Origin of the sequence: Kocuria rosea subsp. polaris (assembly GCF_001483755.1) — a bacterium.
Lineage (GTDB): Bacteria > Actinomycetota > Actinomycetes > Actinomycetales > Micrococcaceae > Kocuria > Kocuria cellulosilytica.
In genome coordinates this window covers 256,406-272,829 of record NZ_LQBK01000022.1, presented here as the reverse complement: position 1 = coordinate 272,829, position 16,424 = coordinate 256,406, and the positions used below count along the sequence as shown (strand labels likewise).

Annotated in this window: 14 protein-coding genes and 4 pseudogenes; 9 read left to right on the top strand and 9 right to left on the bottom strand. The window is 59.2% G+C overall.

The window, feature by feature from the left end; translation table 11 throughout:
* Position 1 precedes the first annotated feature (1 nt).
* The 5 genes from AVL61_RS11500 (at position 2) to AVL61_RS17505 (ending at position 5,573) form a co-directional block, all read left to right on the top strand.
* Positions 2 to 1,048, top strand: coding sequence for a glycosyltransferase family 4 protein (locus AVL61_RS11500; protein WP_058874460.1), 1,047 nt, complete (start codon positions 2 to 4; stop codon positions 1,046 to 1,048).
* Entirely contained in the window at positions 1,045 to 2,103 is a 1,059-nt protein-coding gene (locus AVL61_RS17515; RefSeq protein ID WP_082697106.1) for a polysaccharide pyruvyl transferase family protein, read from the top strand. Before AVL61_RS11500 ends, AVL61_RS17515 begins: the two co-directional genes overlap by 4 nt.
* Complete coding sequence (locus tag AVL61_RS17510) at positions 2,100 to 3,137, top strand: glycosyltransferase family 2 protein (protein ID WP_082697105.1); 1,038 nt, start codon at positions 2,100 to 2,102, stop codon at positions 3,135 to 3,137. The genes AVL61_RS17515 and AVL61_RS17510 overlap by 4 nt, the downstream gene beginning before the upstream one ends.
* Positions 3,138 to 3,237: 100 nt before the next feature.
* Positions 3,238 to 4,464, top strand: a complete 1,227-nt coding sequence (locus tag AVL61_RS17915; RefSeq protein ID WP_157571396.1) for an MATE family efflux transporter — start codon at positions 3,238 to 3,240, stop codon at positions 4,462 to 4,464.
* An 11-nt stretch (positions 4,465 to 4,475) separates the two neighbouring features.
* Entirely contained in the window at positions 4,476 to 5,573 is a 1,098-nt protein-coding gene (locus tag AVL61_RS17505; protein ID WP_082697104.1) for an acyltransferase family protein, read from the top strand.
* 192 nt (positions 5,574 to 5,765) lie between these two features.
* Here AVL61_RS17505 and AVL61_RS18620 read toward each other — a convergent pair whose 3' ends face one another.
* Genes AVL61_RS18620 through AVL61_RS18735 form a run of 3 tightly spaced genes read right to left on the bottom strand, consistent with a single transcriptional unit; the run spans position 5,766 to position 6,557 of the window.
* The gene (locus AVL61_RS18620; RefSeq protein WP_197412690.1) at positions 5,766 to 5,978 is read right to left on the bottom strand and encodes an IS3 family transposase; all 213 of its coding nucleotides are present in this window, start codon (positions 5,976 to 5,978) and stop codon (positions 5,766 to 5,768) included.
* Complete coding sequence (locus tag AVL61_RS17905; RefSeq protein ID WP_058874459.1) at positions 5,975 to 6,385, bottom strand: DDE-type integrase/transposase/recombinase; 411 nt, start codon at positions 6,383 to 6,385, stop codon at positions 5,975 to 5,977. The genes AVL61_RS18620 and AVL61_RS17905 overlap by 4 nt, the downstream gene beginning before the upstream one ends.
* A complete protein-coding gene (locus AVL61_RS18735) occupies positions 6,375 to 6,557 on the bottom strand; it encodes a helix-turn-helix domain-containing protein (protein WP_197412689.1) in 183 nt (60 codons plus the stop codon). The genes AVL61_RS17905 and AVL61_RS18735 overlap by 11 nt, the downstream gene beginning before the upstream one ends.
* On the opposite strand from AVL61_RS18735, the gene istA reads away from it, so the two are divergent.
* Together istA and istB are read left to right on the top strand one after the other, a co-directional pair.
* Entirely contained in the window at positions 6,550 to 7,758 is a 1,209-nt protein-coding gene (istA, locus tag AVL61_RS11490; RefSeq protein ID WP_058874458.1) for an IS21 family transposase, read from the top strand. The two genes, AVL61_RS18735 and istA, sit on opposite strands and share 8 nt — an antisense overlap.
* Positions 7,758 to 8,543: an IS21-like element helper ATPase IstB gene (istB, locus tag AVL61_RS11485; RefSeq protein WP_058874457.1), complete on the top strand. Its 786-nt coding sequence runs from the start codon at positions 7,758 to 7,760 to the stop codon at positions 8,541 to 8,543. The genes istA and istB overlap by 1 nt, the downstream gene beginning before the upstream one ends.
* 205 nt (positions 8,544 to 8,748) lie before the next feature.
* Here istB and AVL61_RS17495 read toward each other — a convergent pair whose 3' ends face one another.
* The 6 genes and pseudogenes from AVL61_RS17495 to AVL61_RS17895 form a co-directional block, all read right to left on the bottom strand.
* Positions 8,749 to 8,928 carry a hypothetical protein gene (locus tag AVL61_RS17495; protein WP_197412688.1) on the bottom strand — a complete coding sequence of 60 codons (180 nt, stop codon included), beginning with the start codon at positions 8,926 to 8,928 and terminating at the stop codon, positions 8,749 to 8,751.
* A gap of 248 nt (positions 8,929 to 9,176) precedes the next feature.
* Positions 9,177 to 9,464: pseudogene (locus tag AVL61_RS11480) on the bottom strand (transposase); the annotation flags it as partial.
* 220 nt (positions 9,465 to 9,684) lie between these two features.
* A pseudogene (locus AVL61_RS17490) lies at positions 9,685 to 9,885 on the bottom strand (leucine zipper domain-containing protein); the annotation flags it as partial.
* Between the two features lie 102 nt (positions 9,886 to 9,987).
* The gene (locus AVL61_RS11475; protein ID WP_231738391.1) at positions 9,988 to 11,010 is read right to left on the bottom strand and encodes an acyltransferase family protein; all 1,023 of its coding nucleotides are present in this window, start codon (positions 11,008 to 11,010) and stop codon (positions 9,988 to 9,990) included.
* A gap of 293 nt (positions 11,011 to 11,303) precedes the next feature.
* Positions 11,304 to 12,456 (bottom strand): annotated as a pseudogene (locus AVL61_RS11470) (IS3 family transposase); the annotation flags it as partial.
* Positions 12,457 to 12,792: 336 nt separating this feature from the next.
* Positions 12,793 to 14,136 carry a hypothetical protein gene (locus AVL61_RS17895; RefSeq protein ID WP_157571393.1) on the bottom strand — a complete coding sequence of 448 codons (1,344 nt, stop codon included), beginning with the start codon at positions 14,134 to 14,136 and terminating at the stop codon, positions 12,793 to 12,795.
* Positions 14,137 to 14,501: 365 nt separating this feature from the next.
* On the opposite strand from AVL61_RS17895, the pseudogene AVL61_RS18730 reads away from it, so the two are divergent.
* A pseudogene (locus tag AVL61_RS18730) lies at positions 14,502 to 14,834 on the top strand (Wzz/FepE/Etk N-terminal domain-containing protein); the annotation flags it as partial.
* Between the two features lie 315 nt (positions 14,835 to 15,149).
* Positions 15,150 to 16,244, top strand: coding sequence for a CpsD/CapB family tyrosine-protein kinase (locus AVL61_RS18465; RefSeq protein WP_231738390.1), 1,095 nt, complete (start codon positions 15,150 to 15,152; stop codon positions 16,242 to 16,244).
* The last annotated feature ends 180 nt before the right edge of the window (positions 16,245 to 16,424 follow it).

Sequence of the window (16,424 nt, the reverse complement as noted above, 5' to 3'; positions counted from 1 at the left end):
CATGAAGATCGCGATGCCAACAAGAATCCTCGACCGGCATACGGGCGGAAATACGACATACGCTCGACGTATCGCTGAAGGCCTTTCACTCAGAGGGCACGAGGTGGTCCGGATGCCAGCATCCGCCAGACCCGAAATAACAATGCTGAAGGAAACCGGCTACGGGCTCAGCAAAAAGCACAGGAGCACGGTGTGCCACTACGTGGCGGACACGGGTCCGCTCGTGCGTACCGGAAATCCCTCAGTCGTGACAGTGCACGGAATTGCAAGCCGCTGGACTAGGGTTGCGCGCTCCTCCGCGCAAGAAGCCGTGTGGCGCCACCGGGTCCGAAGGGCTATTCATAGTACAGACGCGCTCATCACAGTGTCGCATTCAAGCGCCAGAGACATCGCCGCAGTTTTCGATGTAAGGAAATCGGCAATTAACGTCATTGAGCATGGCATCGACGCCGACATGTTCTCCGCCACCACAGAGTTCAGCCAAACTGCAACCAACTGGAACTTGCCCGCAGAGTACGTTCTTTACCTGGGGAACATCGAACCGCGCAAAAACGTGGCTAATCTAGTCAAGGCGTTCCAAATGCCGGAGCTCCGCGCTGCCGGAATACCTTTGGTGATCGCCGGAAAACCTGCATGGAATTACGCAGAGACAATGACTCAAATCGAAAAAGCGGATAACGTGATCCACTTAGGTTTCGTGTCCGACCAGGACCGCATCGCGCTTATGCAAAACTGTGCCCTTTTTGCTTTCCCCAGTTATTACGAAGGATTCGGTTTCCCCGTGCTAGAAGCCATGGCGGCTGGAGCGGTAGTTGCATGTTCCCAGCGTGGATCACTGGCGGAGGTCTCTGGCCCCGCAATAGCCATCGACGACCTGAGCCCCGCCGGCCTATCTCATTCATTGGAACACGCCCTAGCCAATGATGGTGCCCGCCGCCATTGCCTTTCCGAGGGGCAAGCTTGGGCTGCGAAATTTAGTTGGGATACCAGCGTTGGGAAACACATAAACTTGTATCAAAAGGTTCAAAAAAAGGCGGTTGGACGATGAAAGTGCTGATTGCCCATGCGTACAGCGCAGAAAACCGAGGAGATGGCCTGCTCGTCGAAGAGACCGTGAACATGGTGCGACAAGCTTACGGCCCTGAAACCGAATTCGCAGTCGTCGCGTCTTATCCTCAGTCTTTTGCACACCTTGGCTTTCCGATGTACAACAGCCGTCCTTCCAGACTGGGGTACGACCTTAAGTACCTCCAACTTCTTTTGAGCCGTGCCAAAGAATACGACGCCATAGTTTCGGTCGGTGGAGGTTTTCTGAGGGGAAAGACATGGATAGAGGCAACAAAGACGATACTCGTTCACGGCCCGCAGGCTTTGCTTTCTGCGAGTCGCCGGAATGCGAGTGTTTACTTGCCTCAAAGTATCGGGCCATTTTCCCCAGTGCTGTGGGTTGCAATTAGATCGATTCTTAGGCGTTTAGGCGTGGTCTGGCTACGGGATGACAAATCCGTTGCCGAACTACAGTTGCCAAACGCCCGCCGAGCACCCGACCTCGCGGTGCTTGGCATGGCACGCCGGCGACGGCCGTTTGACCTGCGGAATCGCGTAGTTATGAGTGTTAGGCATGTCAACGGTGAACTGACAAGGCCCGTGAAAGAACTCCGCGATCAACTGGGTTCCGTCGACAGCTATGTGCAGAGCGACGTTAGCTCAAACTCTGATGTGCATGCGGTACAGGAACTTCTCCCACGGAGGATATTGGAATATTCCGAGCTTATGACCCACAACCAGGAAAGCCGCGTGGTTGTGGCAGTTCGCTTGCACGCTGCTTTGATGGCCCTCGCAGCAGGGCACTATGTAATACATTTAGCCTACGAAAGAAAAGGATTTGGAGCCTTTAACGATCTTGAATTAAGCGATTATGTTCACAATGTGAACAATTTTGATCCGGCCTTAGTCTTGCGCCAAATTCAGACTTTACAGAATGATCCATCCTCTCGGGACTGCTACGAGCAACGATTACTTGGTCAACTCGAACTTCACAATGCTAAAAACGCAAAAATCATCGAGTCACTTCGAGACATAAGAGGAGTAACCCAGAAGTGACTTCCGCACTTATTGCCTTCTGGCATAAATTTAAAAAAGGCAGCAAACTTTTCTCACACTCCAATAGAAACTCCCAATGCACGCCCGCACGAAACGTCTGTCGGCCTGATTACTCGGGCGACAGCCTTCCCTCGGTGACAAGAGAAAAACAAACACCTGAACTCTCCGTCGGCATAGTGATTCCGACCTTGGGCGTCAATGATTGTCTGGACGCCACTTTGGCCTCCATAGCAGGACAGTCAGTACCCGCCAAATGTGTGATCGTCATAGATCAAAGCTCCAGCCAACGTATTGAGCAAATATGCAACGATGGCTCTCATGCTAGCAACGTCATCCACGTACGCTCGCATACAGGAGCCTCACACGCACGAAACGTAGGCATAGATAATCTCCCCCCGGGCGTAGACATTGTTGGATTTCTAGACGACGACTGCACTTATGCGGAGGATTGCCTGTTTCAGGCTACCCAATACTTTGGCACCGATATGGTGGGAGCAATTTCGGGGCGCCTGGAGAGCCACCAAAATCGCTTAGCATTTGGCGACAAGGATGCCCGTCTGAATCGGAAAACGGTGTGGACAAAAGCTATTGAAGCCACAACCTTTTGCCGGATGAATGCGCTTCAAAAAGTAGGGCAGTTTGATGAATCTCTTGGCATAGGCAGTTCAACGCCTTGGCAATCGGGGGAAGGCACAGACCTACTGCTTCGACTAATGAAAGGCGGCTACTCTGTTTGGTACACACCATCCTGCAAAGTTTATGAACATGACCAACGAAAAGGTCCGTTGAATTCTATGACACTAAAAACTAGGAATTACGCACGCGGAACCGGTCGTGTATACCGCGCTCACTACTCGCTTCATACATGCCTTTGGCAGGTTCTCCGTCCATGCATAGGTGCCGTCATATCATTCGCCACTGGAAACACAGGAAAAGCCAACCTGCGAATTCAGTCAGCCATTGGGCGATGGGAAGGCATCACGCTGCATGCGTTCAGACTGCCCGACTCTATCAGGTCCCCAAGGGTTTATTGAGCTCGATAGATAAATAGACTTAAACGGTGACTGTATTCATGGCAACTTATCTCTTACGTATACCTAGAGAAGCCCTCAGAAATGGATCGAGAATTGGCGGGTGAGAAGAAAACGAACGGTTTTATACGGCTTGGTTGATCAAGGAATTGTCAGCCTTACATCTCTTCTCGTCCTTGCCAGTGCAGCGCAGTCTTTGAATCCTGGAAAATTAGGGCTATTCTCGATTGGTATGGCTAGCATCGTTTCGTGCGTGGCAATTGTTCGATCAATGACGGGCGAGACATACTTAGTTCGTGTCACGAATTTTTTGGGCCAGAAGCGCGATGAGACCCTTGTGCGCGGCGAATCACGCTTCGCCTTCGGGTTGTCAATATGCCTTGGACTAGGATCGTCTGTCGCAATAGCAATTGTTGGGCTTATGTGGTCAGAACCGAGACAGGTGCTATTTTGTTCAGCCCTTGCAGTGGTACCCATTATTGCACAGGATTGTATGCGGCATGTTTGTATAGCGCGGCGGCGTACGACTCCTTTACTTGGTGCTGATTTTCTAGTGCTTTTTGCCAGCGTGACAGGAATTTATTTTGTAGGTCTTCGCGGCTTTGGGCCAGACATAATGATTCTTACCTGGGGAGTCGCAGGAACCTTAGGATCTTTATTTGTTGTGGTTAGTGAGCGAGTAAGACCTTCGTTCGCAGGGGCTTTCAATTGGCTTAAGGCGATATGGCCATCAAGTTCGGCTTTTGTAGTTGAGGCTTCACTCGGCGCCTTAGTTGGGTATGCCATCGTTGTGGTTCTGGGCACGGTGTCTTCACCAGCCGAGGTTGCAGGGTATCGAGCTACCATATCGGTATTTGGTGTGACAAGCCTCGTTATTAATTTCCTTAGAACTGCGATACTGAGGGAGTTGTCCCCTGAAGGGTTATCCAGATGGAAGTATTTCTGGACGACCTCTGCATTACTAGCAGGCCTTGTGCTCGCAGTTTCCACTCTGACTCTTATTTTGGTTTTACTAGTCCCTGATAAATGGGGCTATGCGGCTTTTGGTGGAACATGGTCTTTAGTAACGCAATTCGCTCCATGGGCTGCCGTAAACAGGATGGCTGCAGGGTTGTCAGTCATCCCCCTCATAATTTTGAGAGTGCAAGGAGTGGCCTGGAGTGCCACGCGGATCAGATTGAAGTTGACTGTTCCATTATTGTTATTGGCTCCCGTAATTTCTAGTTTAGCTGGCGCGCCAGGGGCCTTCATGGTCGATACAGCTTACTATTTGTGTATTACGGCATTGTTGATGCGACTTGCACTTCCAGAGCGTAGTGGTGATAAATAGGTGGGTATTATATGTCGCACAAGGCAATAGGCAGTCAAGCCTCTCAGCGCATAGCATGGATTGATGCTGCCCGGACGTTTAGCGTCTTGGCCGTAGTGTTGTATCATGTTTATATATGGCATTTTGCATCAATTGACATGCCAATGGATGCACTTTCTGGACACATATGGGAAGGCGTCAGTCGACTGCTCGGCGCCGTGCGCATGCCCCTACTATTGATCGTTTCCGGCATGCTGGCATCAAGTAGAATTCGAAGTACTGACGGACTCGCTGGAGTATTTCACTATTCAATTGCAAATTACTATTTATACTTAATCTGGCTCGCGATGTACGCCCTTTTCGGGTTCTGGATTTTCGGCACCGGTTCTCCCAATAGCGTTGATGGTTTGTATGGTTTCCTCGATCAAGTGGTCCTGCCGGACACTAGTTTGTGGTTTGTATTTGCCCTTGCAGTCTATGCCCCTTTGCTAGCGCTTTTCCGGTCAATCTCCCCCACCATAGTCGTCGGCACACTTTTTGTTATTAGCGTCGCGACTGCGACTTTTGGTGCCGAGCCAGAATTGATGGCAGTGAAGGTTGCCCGGCTTTTCGTATTTTTTGCAGTTGGCGTTTACTTCAAAAATATTATAATTACGCTCGCTGAATTTCGGGCGTTTCTTCTGACGAGCATAGGGTCTGCTCTTGGTTTGATGCTTATGTTTTTTTCCTCAACATTATCGACCGAGTTGTTGCATGAACTGGCCTATCTTGTGCGATCCATGGTGCTGGCTTTGTCATGCATAGGAGCACTTTCGCTCACGGTCCGATTGTCACCGCTATCTCGAGTTGGTGAATGGGTCGGGTCTAGGACGCTGGGTATTTATGTCATCCACCCACTTATTGTTGTTTTCTGGAGCAGGCTCGTCACCGACTATGCATGGTTGGTTCCGTCATGGTTTGTTCAGTCATCGTGGTTAGGTTTTTTTTATCCATTGGTCCTCGGCATCGGGGTACTTTTTCTCGCCATCGGACTTGAGAAGTTGGCTAAACAACTGGGTGCGGCGTTTTTGTTCCGCACCCCGAATTGGCTGCATGCACTACTGAAGCGAGTCAGTCCCAGTAGACGATAATGAAGCGTCATGCGTTTGATGCCACTTCGTTGCGCTGAAGGATGACGACATGCCAAAGAAGTTCGATGCCGAGTTCAGGGCTCGGACGGTGCGGATGGTTCAGGACCATCAGGCCTACTACGGCTCGGTGACCGCGGCCAGTATCGCCGACGGGGCTTAGCTCGGTGTGGCTCGCGAGTGAAGTGACCCCCGTCAGGCGGACGCCTCGTTTGGTGTCACGAACTGCTGCTCGTAGTCGGTGGGGCTGAGGTTTCCGAGCCGGGAGTGGCGCCGGCGAGGATTGTAGAAGCCTTCGAGGTAGGAGAAGACCTCCATCTCGAGCTCGTACGGTGTGGGCCAGGGGCGGCTGTAGACGAGCTCGGCCTTAAGGGTGGGGCGAAGAACGTCTCGCCATCGCGTTATCAAAGGCCGAGCCGACCCTGCCCATCGAAGCCAGGATGCCTGAGGTGCGCAGCGTCCGGCCGAACTCGTAGGTCGTGTACTGGGCGGCGGTCGGTGTGGTGGATCAGTCCAGGATCTGGGTTCCGAGTGAAGATGGCCATACCGACTGCGTCCGGTGCCAGTTCGGTGCGCAGGTGGTCGGCCATGGCCCACCCGACGACCTTGCGGGAACAGACGTCGATCACCACGGCGAGGTCCAGAAATCCCTCCCAGGTCTGCAGATACTTGATGTCGGCGACCCAGAGCTTGTTCGGCGCTCCGGCGGTGGACTGCCGCTCGACGAGATCCGGGGCCGTGGCCGTTGAGGCGGAGCGTTTGCCGTACTTGCCGCGGCGGCGCTGGTGGGCCCCTTCGATGCCGCTAAGACGCATCAACTTCAGCCACCTTCTTGCGGTTCCACGCAAGCCCGCGGTGGCGCAGTTCAGCGGTGAGTCGGCGGGCCCCGTACACGCGGCGGTGATCCGCCCAGGTGTCGACGCCGGACGAATACTGAGCAGATGCGACGGTCGAAAAGTGAGCACTCGACGATTGGAGTGTGATCACTGTGGAAGATTGGGCGTTGATCCGTCGGCTGCATGCCGAGGGGGTGCCGAAGTCCCAGATCGCCTCGCGGCTGGGGATCTCGCGGAACACGGTCGCCAAGGCCGTGGCCGCCTCCCGACCACCGCGCTACGAAAGGTCCGCCGGACCCAACGCGTTCAGCGATGTCGAGCAGCCCGTGCGGGCGCTGCTGGCCGAGCACCCGTCCATGCCGGCCACGGTGCTGGCCGAGCGGGTGGGGTGGTCGGGGTCCATCACCTGGTTCCGGGACAATCTTCGAGCCATCCGCAGCGAGTACGCCCCGGTTGATCCGGCGGACCGGTTGTCCTACCGGCTCGGGGACCAGGTCCAGTGCGATCTGTGGTTCCCGCCGGCACGGATTCCGCTGGGTGGCGCTCAGCAGGGATCACCGCCGGTGCTGGTGATGGTCTGCTCCTCCTCGCGGTTCATCACCGCGGTGATGATTCCATCCCGCACCACCGGTGATCTGCTGGCCGGGATGTGGCACCTGGTGGTCGAGCAGATCCAGGGCGTGCCGCGGCGGTGGGTCTGGGACAACGAGTCCGGCATCGGTCGCGGGGGCCGCCCGGCCGAGGGGGTGGCTGCGTTCATGGGCACGATGGCGGCGACCCTGGTGCAGCTCAAGCCCTACGACCCGGAGTCCAAGGGCATCGTGGAGCGGGCCAACGGCTACCTCGAGACCTCGTTCCTGCCCGGACGCAGTTTCGCTTCCCCGGCCGACTTCAACGCCCAACTGCGCCAGTGGCTGGTGGGTGCCAACACCCGGCGGGTGCGGGCCATCGCCGCCCGCCCGGCGGAGCTGATCGCCGCTGATCGGGCCGCGATGCTCCCTGTGCCGCCGGTCGCCCCGGCGATCGGGCACCGCTCTTGGGTGCGGCTGGGCCGGGACTACTACGTGCGGGTCGCCGGCAACGACTACTCCGTGGACCCGACCGTGATCGGATCCATGGTCGAGGTCACCGCCGACCTGCACCGGGTGCGCGTGCGCCACCAGGGCCGGGTCGTGGCCGAGCACGCGCGCTGCTGGGCAAGGGCGACCACGGTCACCGACCCGGCGCACGTGGCCACCGCCGCGGTGCTGCGCCGGGCCTACCAGCAGCGCCCGCACCCGGGCACCGTACCGGATCCGCTGGTACGGGATCTGGCCGACTACGACCGCGCCTTCGGGATCGAGGTCGCCTGATGGCCACCACACCGGCCGAGACGGCCAAGACCCTGGAGTACCTCACCGCCTCGTTGAAGGCCCCACGGATCCGTGAGGCCGCCGCCCGCATCGCCGACACTGCCCGTGCGGGGCACTGGTCCTACGAGGAATACCTGGCCGCCGTCCTCGAGCGCGAGGTCGCCGCCCGCAATGCCTCCGGGGCCCGGCTGCGAATCACCGCCGCAGGCTTCCCCGCGATCAAGACCGCCGAGGACTTCGACTTCACTGCCCAGACGGCGATCACCCACACCGACTACGCCGCGATGGCCTCGGGCCGGTACCTGGCCGAGGCCGGCAACATCGTGCTCCTCGGGCCCCCAGGCACCGGCAAGACCCACCTGGCCACGGCCCTGGGCATCACCGCCTGCCAGCAGGGCCACCGGGTGCTCTACGCCACCGCCGTGGACTGGATCCACCGGCTCAAAAACGCCCACGACACCGGGCGCCTGGACGCAGAGCTGCGCAAGCTGGGCCGGTACCGGCTGATCATCATCGACGAGGTCGGCTACCTGCCCTTCGAGCAAGAGGCCGCGAACCTGTTCTTCCAGCTCGTCTCGACCCGCTACGAGAAGGCCTCCCTGATCCTCACCAGCAACCTGCCCTTCGCCCGCTGGGGCGAGGTCTTCGGCGACGTCACCATCGCCGCGGCCATGATCGACCGCATCGTCCACCACGCCGAGGTCCACACCCTCAAAGGCGCCAGCTACCGACTCAAGACCCTGGGCACCGACTCCCTGCCCAGCACCACCCACCAGACCAACTAGCGACACCAACTGCTCACTTTTCGACCGTCGTTGACACCAGGCGACCCGGGCCTGATGTGCCTCATGTGCATCGGCCTCATCAGCAGCCGAAGGACCGCCCTCACGCCGGCGGTGCTCGTAGTAGGCGGACTTGCTGACCCCGTAGACGGACATCTGGCGCATCGATGAACTCCCACAGGTCCATTCGGGAGGTCATCGGTTGTCCTCACGCGTTGAAGACCGCGGCTTTTTTCAAGATCTCTTTCTCGACCTCGAGTTCGGCGACTTTCCGGCGCAGCCGGGCCAGCTCGAGGCGTTCATCGCTGCTCAAGGCCGCTGGCCCGGCGGCACGGTCACGACGGGCTTCGGTTACCCAGGTCCGCAGCGTCTCGTGGTTGATGCCCAACTCCCAAGCTACCTCCCGGGTGCTGTCGATGCCGTCTGAATACTGGCCCTCGGGCGCCGGGCGGATTCAACGGTGAATCCGCCCGGCAATAGGGGGTCAATGTTCGTTCGGCGTTGACAGGTGCTGCGATTGCCGTCCAGCACCAGCGGCACAGCTTGCTCACGGAACTCCGGCGGGTACTTGCTCACTCGACCCATCAGGGCCTCCTTCCCTGGCTTCTGCCAAGTCTGAAGGAGTCCGGCCGATTGAGTCACTTCAGTGATGACCGTCTTGGTCCGCTTCCCGTTGCGCGAGTTACCGCGGTTGCGGCCCTCTGGCTCGCCGGGTTCGTAGCCAAGGTGCTCGTTCATCTCCTCGTCCAGGGCGGCCTCGACGACCATCTTGGTCAGCTGCTTCAGCAGCCCGCCCGGGCCGGTCAACGCCGCCCCGCTGGCCCGGGCGGCGCGGACCATTTCCCGGACGGTGTCCTGTTCGGCCGCGCTCAGCTGCGCGTTCTCTTCCGGCTGATCACCGGGCTGCGGTGGGCTCACGTCCACCACTGTCTCGACCTTTGTCGATGCCCTCTGAATACTGACCCGCGGGCGCCGGGCGGATTCAACGGCGCTGAGGGATCAATATTTACTCGGCGTTGACAACCTTTTCGCTCATGTCGACCCTCCGACCCCACTCGGGGTGATTGGGCCTCTTACATCCGTTACTGCGATAGTCCCGCTCGCCCCCTCATAGGAGTAGCAGAGAACCGGGGATGGTTCAGGCCGGGGTGGTGTGCGGACGGGACGACCGGTCGTGCAGGTCGGTTTCGCCCTCGTGCTCGTAGCGGCTGATCCAGTGGTGGGCCACACACTCGCGGGACACACCCATCGCGCCGTCGATGTGGACCTTGAGCATCCCGACTTGATGCCGTCTCACGATCAGAAGCCTGCCGTAAACGGTGGTGCGGGAATTTCGGTGACACATGGGTGCCTCCGTGGTGGTTGTGAGCTTCGACAAGCCATACCCCAACCGGGGGCTTTTCTCACGTCAACACCCCACTGCCACCGACGTCATGCCCGGGCATATCTAGACGCGTACGTCAACTTTCGTCGCAGCTCGGCTGTTGCCCCACTTGCGCAGGCGACTCTCGACAGGACGCTCGAACCACTCGTACAGCACCCCGGATGCACCGACTGCAACCGCCACAACTACCAGCGCCGCAAAAGCCCCCATGCCGGGGTTGAGAGAGTCTACCCAGAGCCCCGCGGTCTTCAGAATCAGCTCGTGGATCAAGTACAGGGCGAAGGACCATTGCCCCAACCGGACAAGAACCGACGAACGCAGGAACCCACCATCGTTGTTAATGTCCCCTGCGGCAGCGGCGACGATGATGGCCATGAAACTCGGGAGCATCCACAGGTCCGCCACCACGTAAGGCAAACGGGCCGGTTCCCCGAAGGTCAAGAGCATTCCCGCCATCAGCACTGCATACATGAGGACAGCTCCTACCAGAGCTTGCCCCACAGTGAACCGGGGCCGCCATCCGCGCTGCAACGCGAGAGCAAGACAAATGCCGATGATAAACTCACCGAGCCGGAACGGCGGCATCGTGTAGAAAAGATATCCTAGGACCTCGCTCGGAAGAGCGATTACCCCGATCGCTCCGAGGACGCCCATCGCGAGGAACGCCCCGGCGATGGCCGGCATGAGCCGGATGCGTTGGCTGATAGGGCCAACTAGTGCGGGAAACAGTAGGTAGAAGAACACTTCGCAGGACAGCGACCATGAGACACCGTTGAAGGCGTATCGCAACTCTCCCGGTGGGGCCCACGACTGCGTCATTGTGAGGACGAATGGCAGAGCAGCCCAAGCTAATCCGGCTCCGGTAAAGAGTGCGACCGGGACCGCCAGCAACGTGGTGAGTGCGTGTAACGGCCAGACTCGGGCAAAGCGCCTCCAGTAGAACTGTCCCTTGCTGAGCCCGGGATTGCGTGACCAGGCGAGCACGAATCCGGAGAGCACGAAGAAGAAGCCGACGCCTGTGTAGCCGAAGCCGACGACTGAGTCCGTACCGGCCATGGGTTCAAGCTGCTGAGATGCATGGAGCATGACCACCATCAAGGCGGCGAAGAAGCGTAATGACGTCAAGCTCCGCAAATGGACCTGGCTCGACGCTGTGGGGGGGAGCCTTCGCATGCGCTAACCGTACCCGGGTGTCCCCTAAACTACCCACATGACGCGACCGCAAGCCATCCTGCGGGGTTTTTTTGTATTGGCAGTCCCACATCGGCAGATTCAGCGGCTCGTCGCAACACCAGCGTTCTTCAGCATGCCTATCCCGTGACGGGTCTGTTGGAGGCTTGGGACTTCCGCACCGATAGGTGAGGTCTCATGCCGCGAGGGGTCATGGCGGGCTTCATCATGGTCTCGTACTCGATGGGGGTCAACCGCCCGAGACGGACTTGCCGGCGGCGGCGGTGGTAGGTCCGTTCGGTCCAGGTGTCGATCGCCATCCGCAACTCGTCCCGGGTCGTCCAGGACCGCCGGTCCGGGGCATTCTTCTGCAGCAGGGCGAAGAAGCTCTCCATCGCGGCGTTATCCCCGGCCGCGCCCACCTTGCCCATCGAGCCGACCAGTCCGTGCCGATTCAGGGCATGGGCGAATTTCCGCGAACGAAATTGCGACCCGCGGTCCGAGTGGACGATGCAGCCGGCCACATCCCCGCGCCGTGCGACGGCGTTGTGCAGTGCCTGTACAGCCAGCCGGGCCTTCATCCGGGAGTCGATGGAGTAGCCGACGATCCGCCCGGAGAAGACGTCCTTGATCGCGCACAAATAGAGCTTGCCCTCGGCGGTCCTGTGCTCGGTGACGTCGGACAGCCACAGCTGGTTCGGCCCGCCGGCGGTGAAGTCGCAGGCGACGAGGTCGTCATGGACCGGTGTGCCGGGCTTCTTCCCGTTCTTGCCGCGTTTCTTCCCGAAGGCGGACCACCAGCGGTTGTCCCGGCAGATCCGCCACGCGCTGTGCTCACACATCACCTCGCCGGCCTCTTTGGCCTCATTGACCAGGAAGCGGTAGCCGAGCTCCGGGTCGTCCCGGTGGGCGTCGAACAGGGCGTTCGCCCGGTACGCCTTGGCCAGCTCGGCAGCGGTGACCGGGTCCGCCAGCCAGCGGTAGTAGGGCTGGCGGGAGAGCTTGAGCACCCGGCACGTCACCGCGACGGGGACCCCGTCGCGGCGAGCTCACTCACGAGCGGGTAGAGCCTTTTCCCGGCAGGTTCGCCTGCGAGAGGTAGGCCGCTGCCCGGCGCAGGACCTCGTTCTCCTGCTCGAGCAGACGGATCCGCCTCTTCAGCTCACGATTCTCCGCGGAGTCGGCTCTCGTCACGCCGGGCTTCTCGCCGTCCTCGATGTCGGCGTGGCGCATCCACTTCGACAGGGTCATCTCGTGGATGCCGAAGTCCTTGGCGATCTGCGCGAGCGTCACGCCCTCTTCGCGGGTGCGGGCCACGCCCACGACGTCGTCACGGAACTCTTGGGGATCAGGAGCGGGCACAGCAACATCCTTCCAGGCCGCCCCACGGGCAAGCCAGATCAAGATGTCCCTATCGGTGCGGCAGTCCCCGATGCGTAGCCAGCCAGTCGTGGGCAGAGGTGCATAACGTGGATGGTGAATGGGCTCTCGCGAGTCGGATAATTCGTGTTAGAGAATTCCATCATGGAACCAAGGGCGTGGTCCTCGCCTCATCGACGCGCCCGCACCAAGAAAACCCATGACCCACAATAAACACGCCATCGACGTCCGGTCTGCGATTTCCAGCATCAACGGCTTTGCGGACAGCCTGCAGCCATGAGCCCCGGTTAACAAAGACCTACCCTATGGCATCAGTCATCAACGATGCCGATTTGCAGGAACACCTTTCCGGCTTGGCTGTAATTGCCGACCATAACGCGCCCATGTCCACGCAATCACCACGAGTGCTAGTAATACGGGCACGGCTCGACCTTGCGTCCAGTACAGGAATCTGGGTAGTTCCAGCAGTCCAATAAACAAAGAGGTGTAAGCCAGGAATCCGGGCAAACTTCCCCGCTTCAATGATGAAAAGCAGGAGCCCATGAAAATCCCGATCAGCAACAAGAAAATAGATCCAAATAACCAGCCCATTTCCGCATAGACAACAAGGAACGATCCCGTGTTGTTGAACTCTGGATTACTATGGGCCTGGAGTATGGACCTCCACCACCCCTCGGGACTCAAGCCCATCCACTGAGGAGTTGCAACTACGCCGTCAATGCCAGGTGCGTTCCAGAATGCCTGCAGAGTCATATATGGAGGTGCATATACCGACTCGTGCTCCCTAGCAAAAAGTGCACTATTATTGTACGAAGTAATATAGTAGCCCAGCAGTCTCGACGTCACCCACTCGTTAAAGGGCAGGGCGACAATTTTTTGATAGTAAACCCAAGACCGGGAATATTCTGAAAGCGCGAAAACTAGCCACACAAGCGGACCGAGGACAAGAGGCATGACTTGGGCTATCGGGCGCCACTTTGATCCTCGCCGTATGGTCAGGCCCGCGACCAAGACAAGTGGAACTAGTATCTCAAGGAGTGCCAGTCTTTCTGCATAAAAAACGGCGCGAACTACCGCCAGGGCAATAATTGACCAATAACTACGCCCCCCAACGCCCACTCTGCGCAAGACGTATCCGATAACCACCGCAATGGGGCCAAATTGCGTGAGGGTCGTTACGCCGCCGACCGGGCGACTGCTTTGCTTTAGCTCGCTAATGGCACCCGTGTCGCGTTGCATTACTGCTAAAAGACTGTCCACCCGGACGCCCTCAGAAATTGCAATAAGCGTCCAAAATGCGTAGCCAAGTATCGTCAACCAAAGCAATACTTGGTATGCCTTCTTGAGATACCGGAGGCGTTGTCCAGTGAATTTTATTTGAACATTTCCACTGCGGGCTTTCCCGCCACCGCCTACGACAATACCTACAATGACTAGCGTCACCCCAATTAGCACTTTTAGCGACAGCTCAATATCCAGAAATTTCTCGACACCCCAGGTTTCATAATACTGTGAGGGAAGCAGAACTGCTAACAGAGCTGTGCTCGCGACCAGCACTACGGCAGCCCAGGCCGGATGAAGCCACCACGGCCATCGGAGCTCCAAATCCCGGCTTGGCAACTGCGCATATTTCGATCGAGTCCTTGTATTGGAATCATTCACATAGACCACTATTTATACCCTTCACCACGAGCGTCGCGTGAACTTGGAAGTTATTGGAAATAACTTGATAGAAGCAGGCAGGAAAAATTAAGACAAACAGGCGATGAACTATTTGCCCCATAATATTGGCCATTTTCCCCTCGACCGATTTGAAGGAGCTGGGGACTCGTTTGGACCACATAAGTGGTGTTCACGCGCTAGTGGTGGCGACTCTACCTGCGTCCCGGGCGCCACCGCGTCGCTGCATGCTACCGTGGCAGGCCCTAATTTTCCCTTGGGCACGCGACCGCTAGTCCCACGACACTTGGCCGACGTGCTCCACTTAGGCGCTTCCCGGAGATACTCTCGGACAAGAACATTGCTAGTTGACCGTTGACTCCTCCCCCTCCCCCCACAAAGGAGCTCCTTTGGAGACCAACCACGCCCAGTCTCAGCCACAGGGCCTGGACACACGAGCGGTCCTTCGTATCGTGCGGACCCACTGGAAGGGTATTGTCGCCCTCGTCGTACTTAGCGCTTTGCTCGCACTGGGCTACTCCTCCCTGCAGCCGAAGACCTACCAGTCCACTGCGACAGGTCTCGTGATCGTCACTGGCAGCACTGACATCGCGAGCACCTACGCCGGTGACAATTTGGCTAAGTCGAAGGCCGCATCATACGGCACCTTGGCCGTTTCGCGCCCAATCGCCGAGCGCGTCATCGCAGACCTGAATTTGAGCGCGACCCCCGAACAGCTGATACCCCGAGTGACATCGATGACGCCAGTCGACTCCGCGGAAGTGCGGATAGTGGCCAGTGCGGATTCGGCGCGTGAGGCTGCGCTGATTGCTGACTCATGGATGCAGGTCTTAGCAGAGCAAGTCCAGGACGTAGAGGGCCTTGCCGCAAATGGGGGCGGGGACGTTTCCGTACTCCTGCAGCCGTTAGGTGAGGCGGCTGAGCCCCTCGCTCCGGTGGCTCCGAATGTTTCCCTAAATGTAATGTTGGGTGCTCTACTGGGTTTGATTGTGGGCTTGCTCTACGCGTTCGCCCGCTTCAAGATGGATCGCCGGATCAAGTCTGTCGAGGAGATCCGCGACGGCTTCGGTGTCGCCGTCCTCGGCGTCATCCCCACCGACGACCGGCTGGCCGACCACCGCGAGATCGTCGAGACGGGCTTCTCCGCCGGCCGAGGGCACCACGAGTTCTCCGAGGCCCTGCGCGAGCTGCGCACCAACCTCAGCTTTGTGTCTGTGGACAGCCCGCCGAAGATGATCGTGGTCACCTCCGCCCTGCCGGGTGAGGGCAAGTCCTCGATCACCGCGAACCTGGCGGTGGCCATCGCCTCGACCGGGCGCAACGTCGTCGTCGTGGACGGGGACCTCCGCCGGCCGGTGATCACCGACCTCTTCGGGCTCGTGCCCGGGGTGGGCGTCACGGACGTGCTGACCGGGCAGGTGCAGGTGGACGAGGTCCTCCAGACCTACGACAAGTTCCCGAACCTGCAGGTGCTCGGCGCCGGCCGGACTGCCCCGAACCCCACGGAGCTGCTGTCCTCGAAGGCCATGCACGCCATGCTCGAGACCCTCGCCGAGGACGCCCTGGTCCTGGTGGACGCTCCCCCGCTGCTGCCGGTCACCGACGCCGCGCTGCTCACGGCCTCCGCCGACGGGGCAATCATCGTGGCCACTGCGCAGAAGACCACCACGGACGAGCTGTCCAAGGCCCTGGAGAACTTGCACCAGGTGCACGGCAACGTGCTCGGCGTGGTGCTCAACCGGGTGCCCACCACCGGTGCGGACGCCGGCTATTACGGCTATTACGGCAAGTCCTACTACGCGAACTCGGACGACCAGCCGGCGCCGAAGACCGGCGCCCAGCCGGTCGTGGCCGCACCGGCCGCCAAGCAGCCCTGGGGCACCGCGCCGCGCGCGGAGAGCTCCGACGCCCATCAGCCGGCGGGGGCTTCAACCCGGCAGGAGCCGACTGTTCCGTCGGCCGAGGACGCGGCCCCCGCTCCGCGGGCGGAGCGATCCAACGGGCAGGGCTCTGCCGAGCACGAGTCCTTCGGGCTCGAGGCGTGGGGGCGCTCCGGTTCCTCCACCGGGTCCACGGCTCAGGGGCACTGACTCCGTCCGGCTCCCGGTCCGCCCGTGCACGGGGCGCCTTCCTCCGGGAAGGCGCCCCGTGCTGCATGCCGCGGACGACGACATCCATCGGCACCCACCGATGGCACCACACCGGGACCGAGCGTCAGGGGCTGCAGGCCTTCCTCTTGTCGCCCCCCGGCGGGCTCACTACCGTGGACC

Bases quoted from the DNA above. Each gene is read 5' to 3' on its own strand.
- AVL61_RS17515 (WP_082697106.1), top strand. From the start codon at position 1,045: ATGAAAGTGCTGATTGCCCATGCGTACAGCGCAGAAAACCGAGGAGAT.
- istB (WP_058874457.1), top strand. From the start codon at position 7,758: ATGGCCACCACACCGGCCGAGACGGCCAAGACCCTGGAGTACCTCACC.
- AVL61_RS17905 (WP_058874459.1), bottom strand. From the start codon at position 6,385: ATGCGTCTTAGCGGCATCGAAGGGGCCCACCAGCGCCGCCGCGGCAAG.
- AVL61_RS11500 (WP_058874460.1), top strand. From the start codon at position 2: ATGAAGATCGCGATGCCAACAAGAATCCTCGACCGGCATACGGGCGGA.
- AVL61_RS17505 (WP_082697104.1), top strand. From the start codon at position 4,476: ATGTCGCACAAGGCAATAGGCAGTCAAGCCTCTCAGCGCATAGCATGG.
- AVL61_RS11475 (WP_231738391.1), bottom strand. From the start codon at position 11,010: ATGCTCCATGCATCTCAGCAGCTTGAACCCATGGCCGGTACGGACTCA.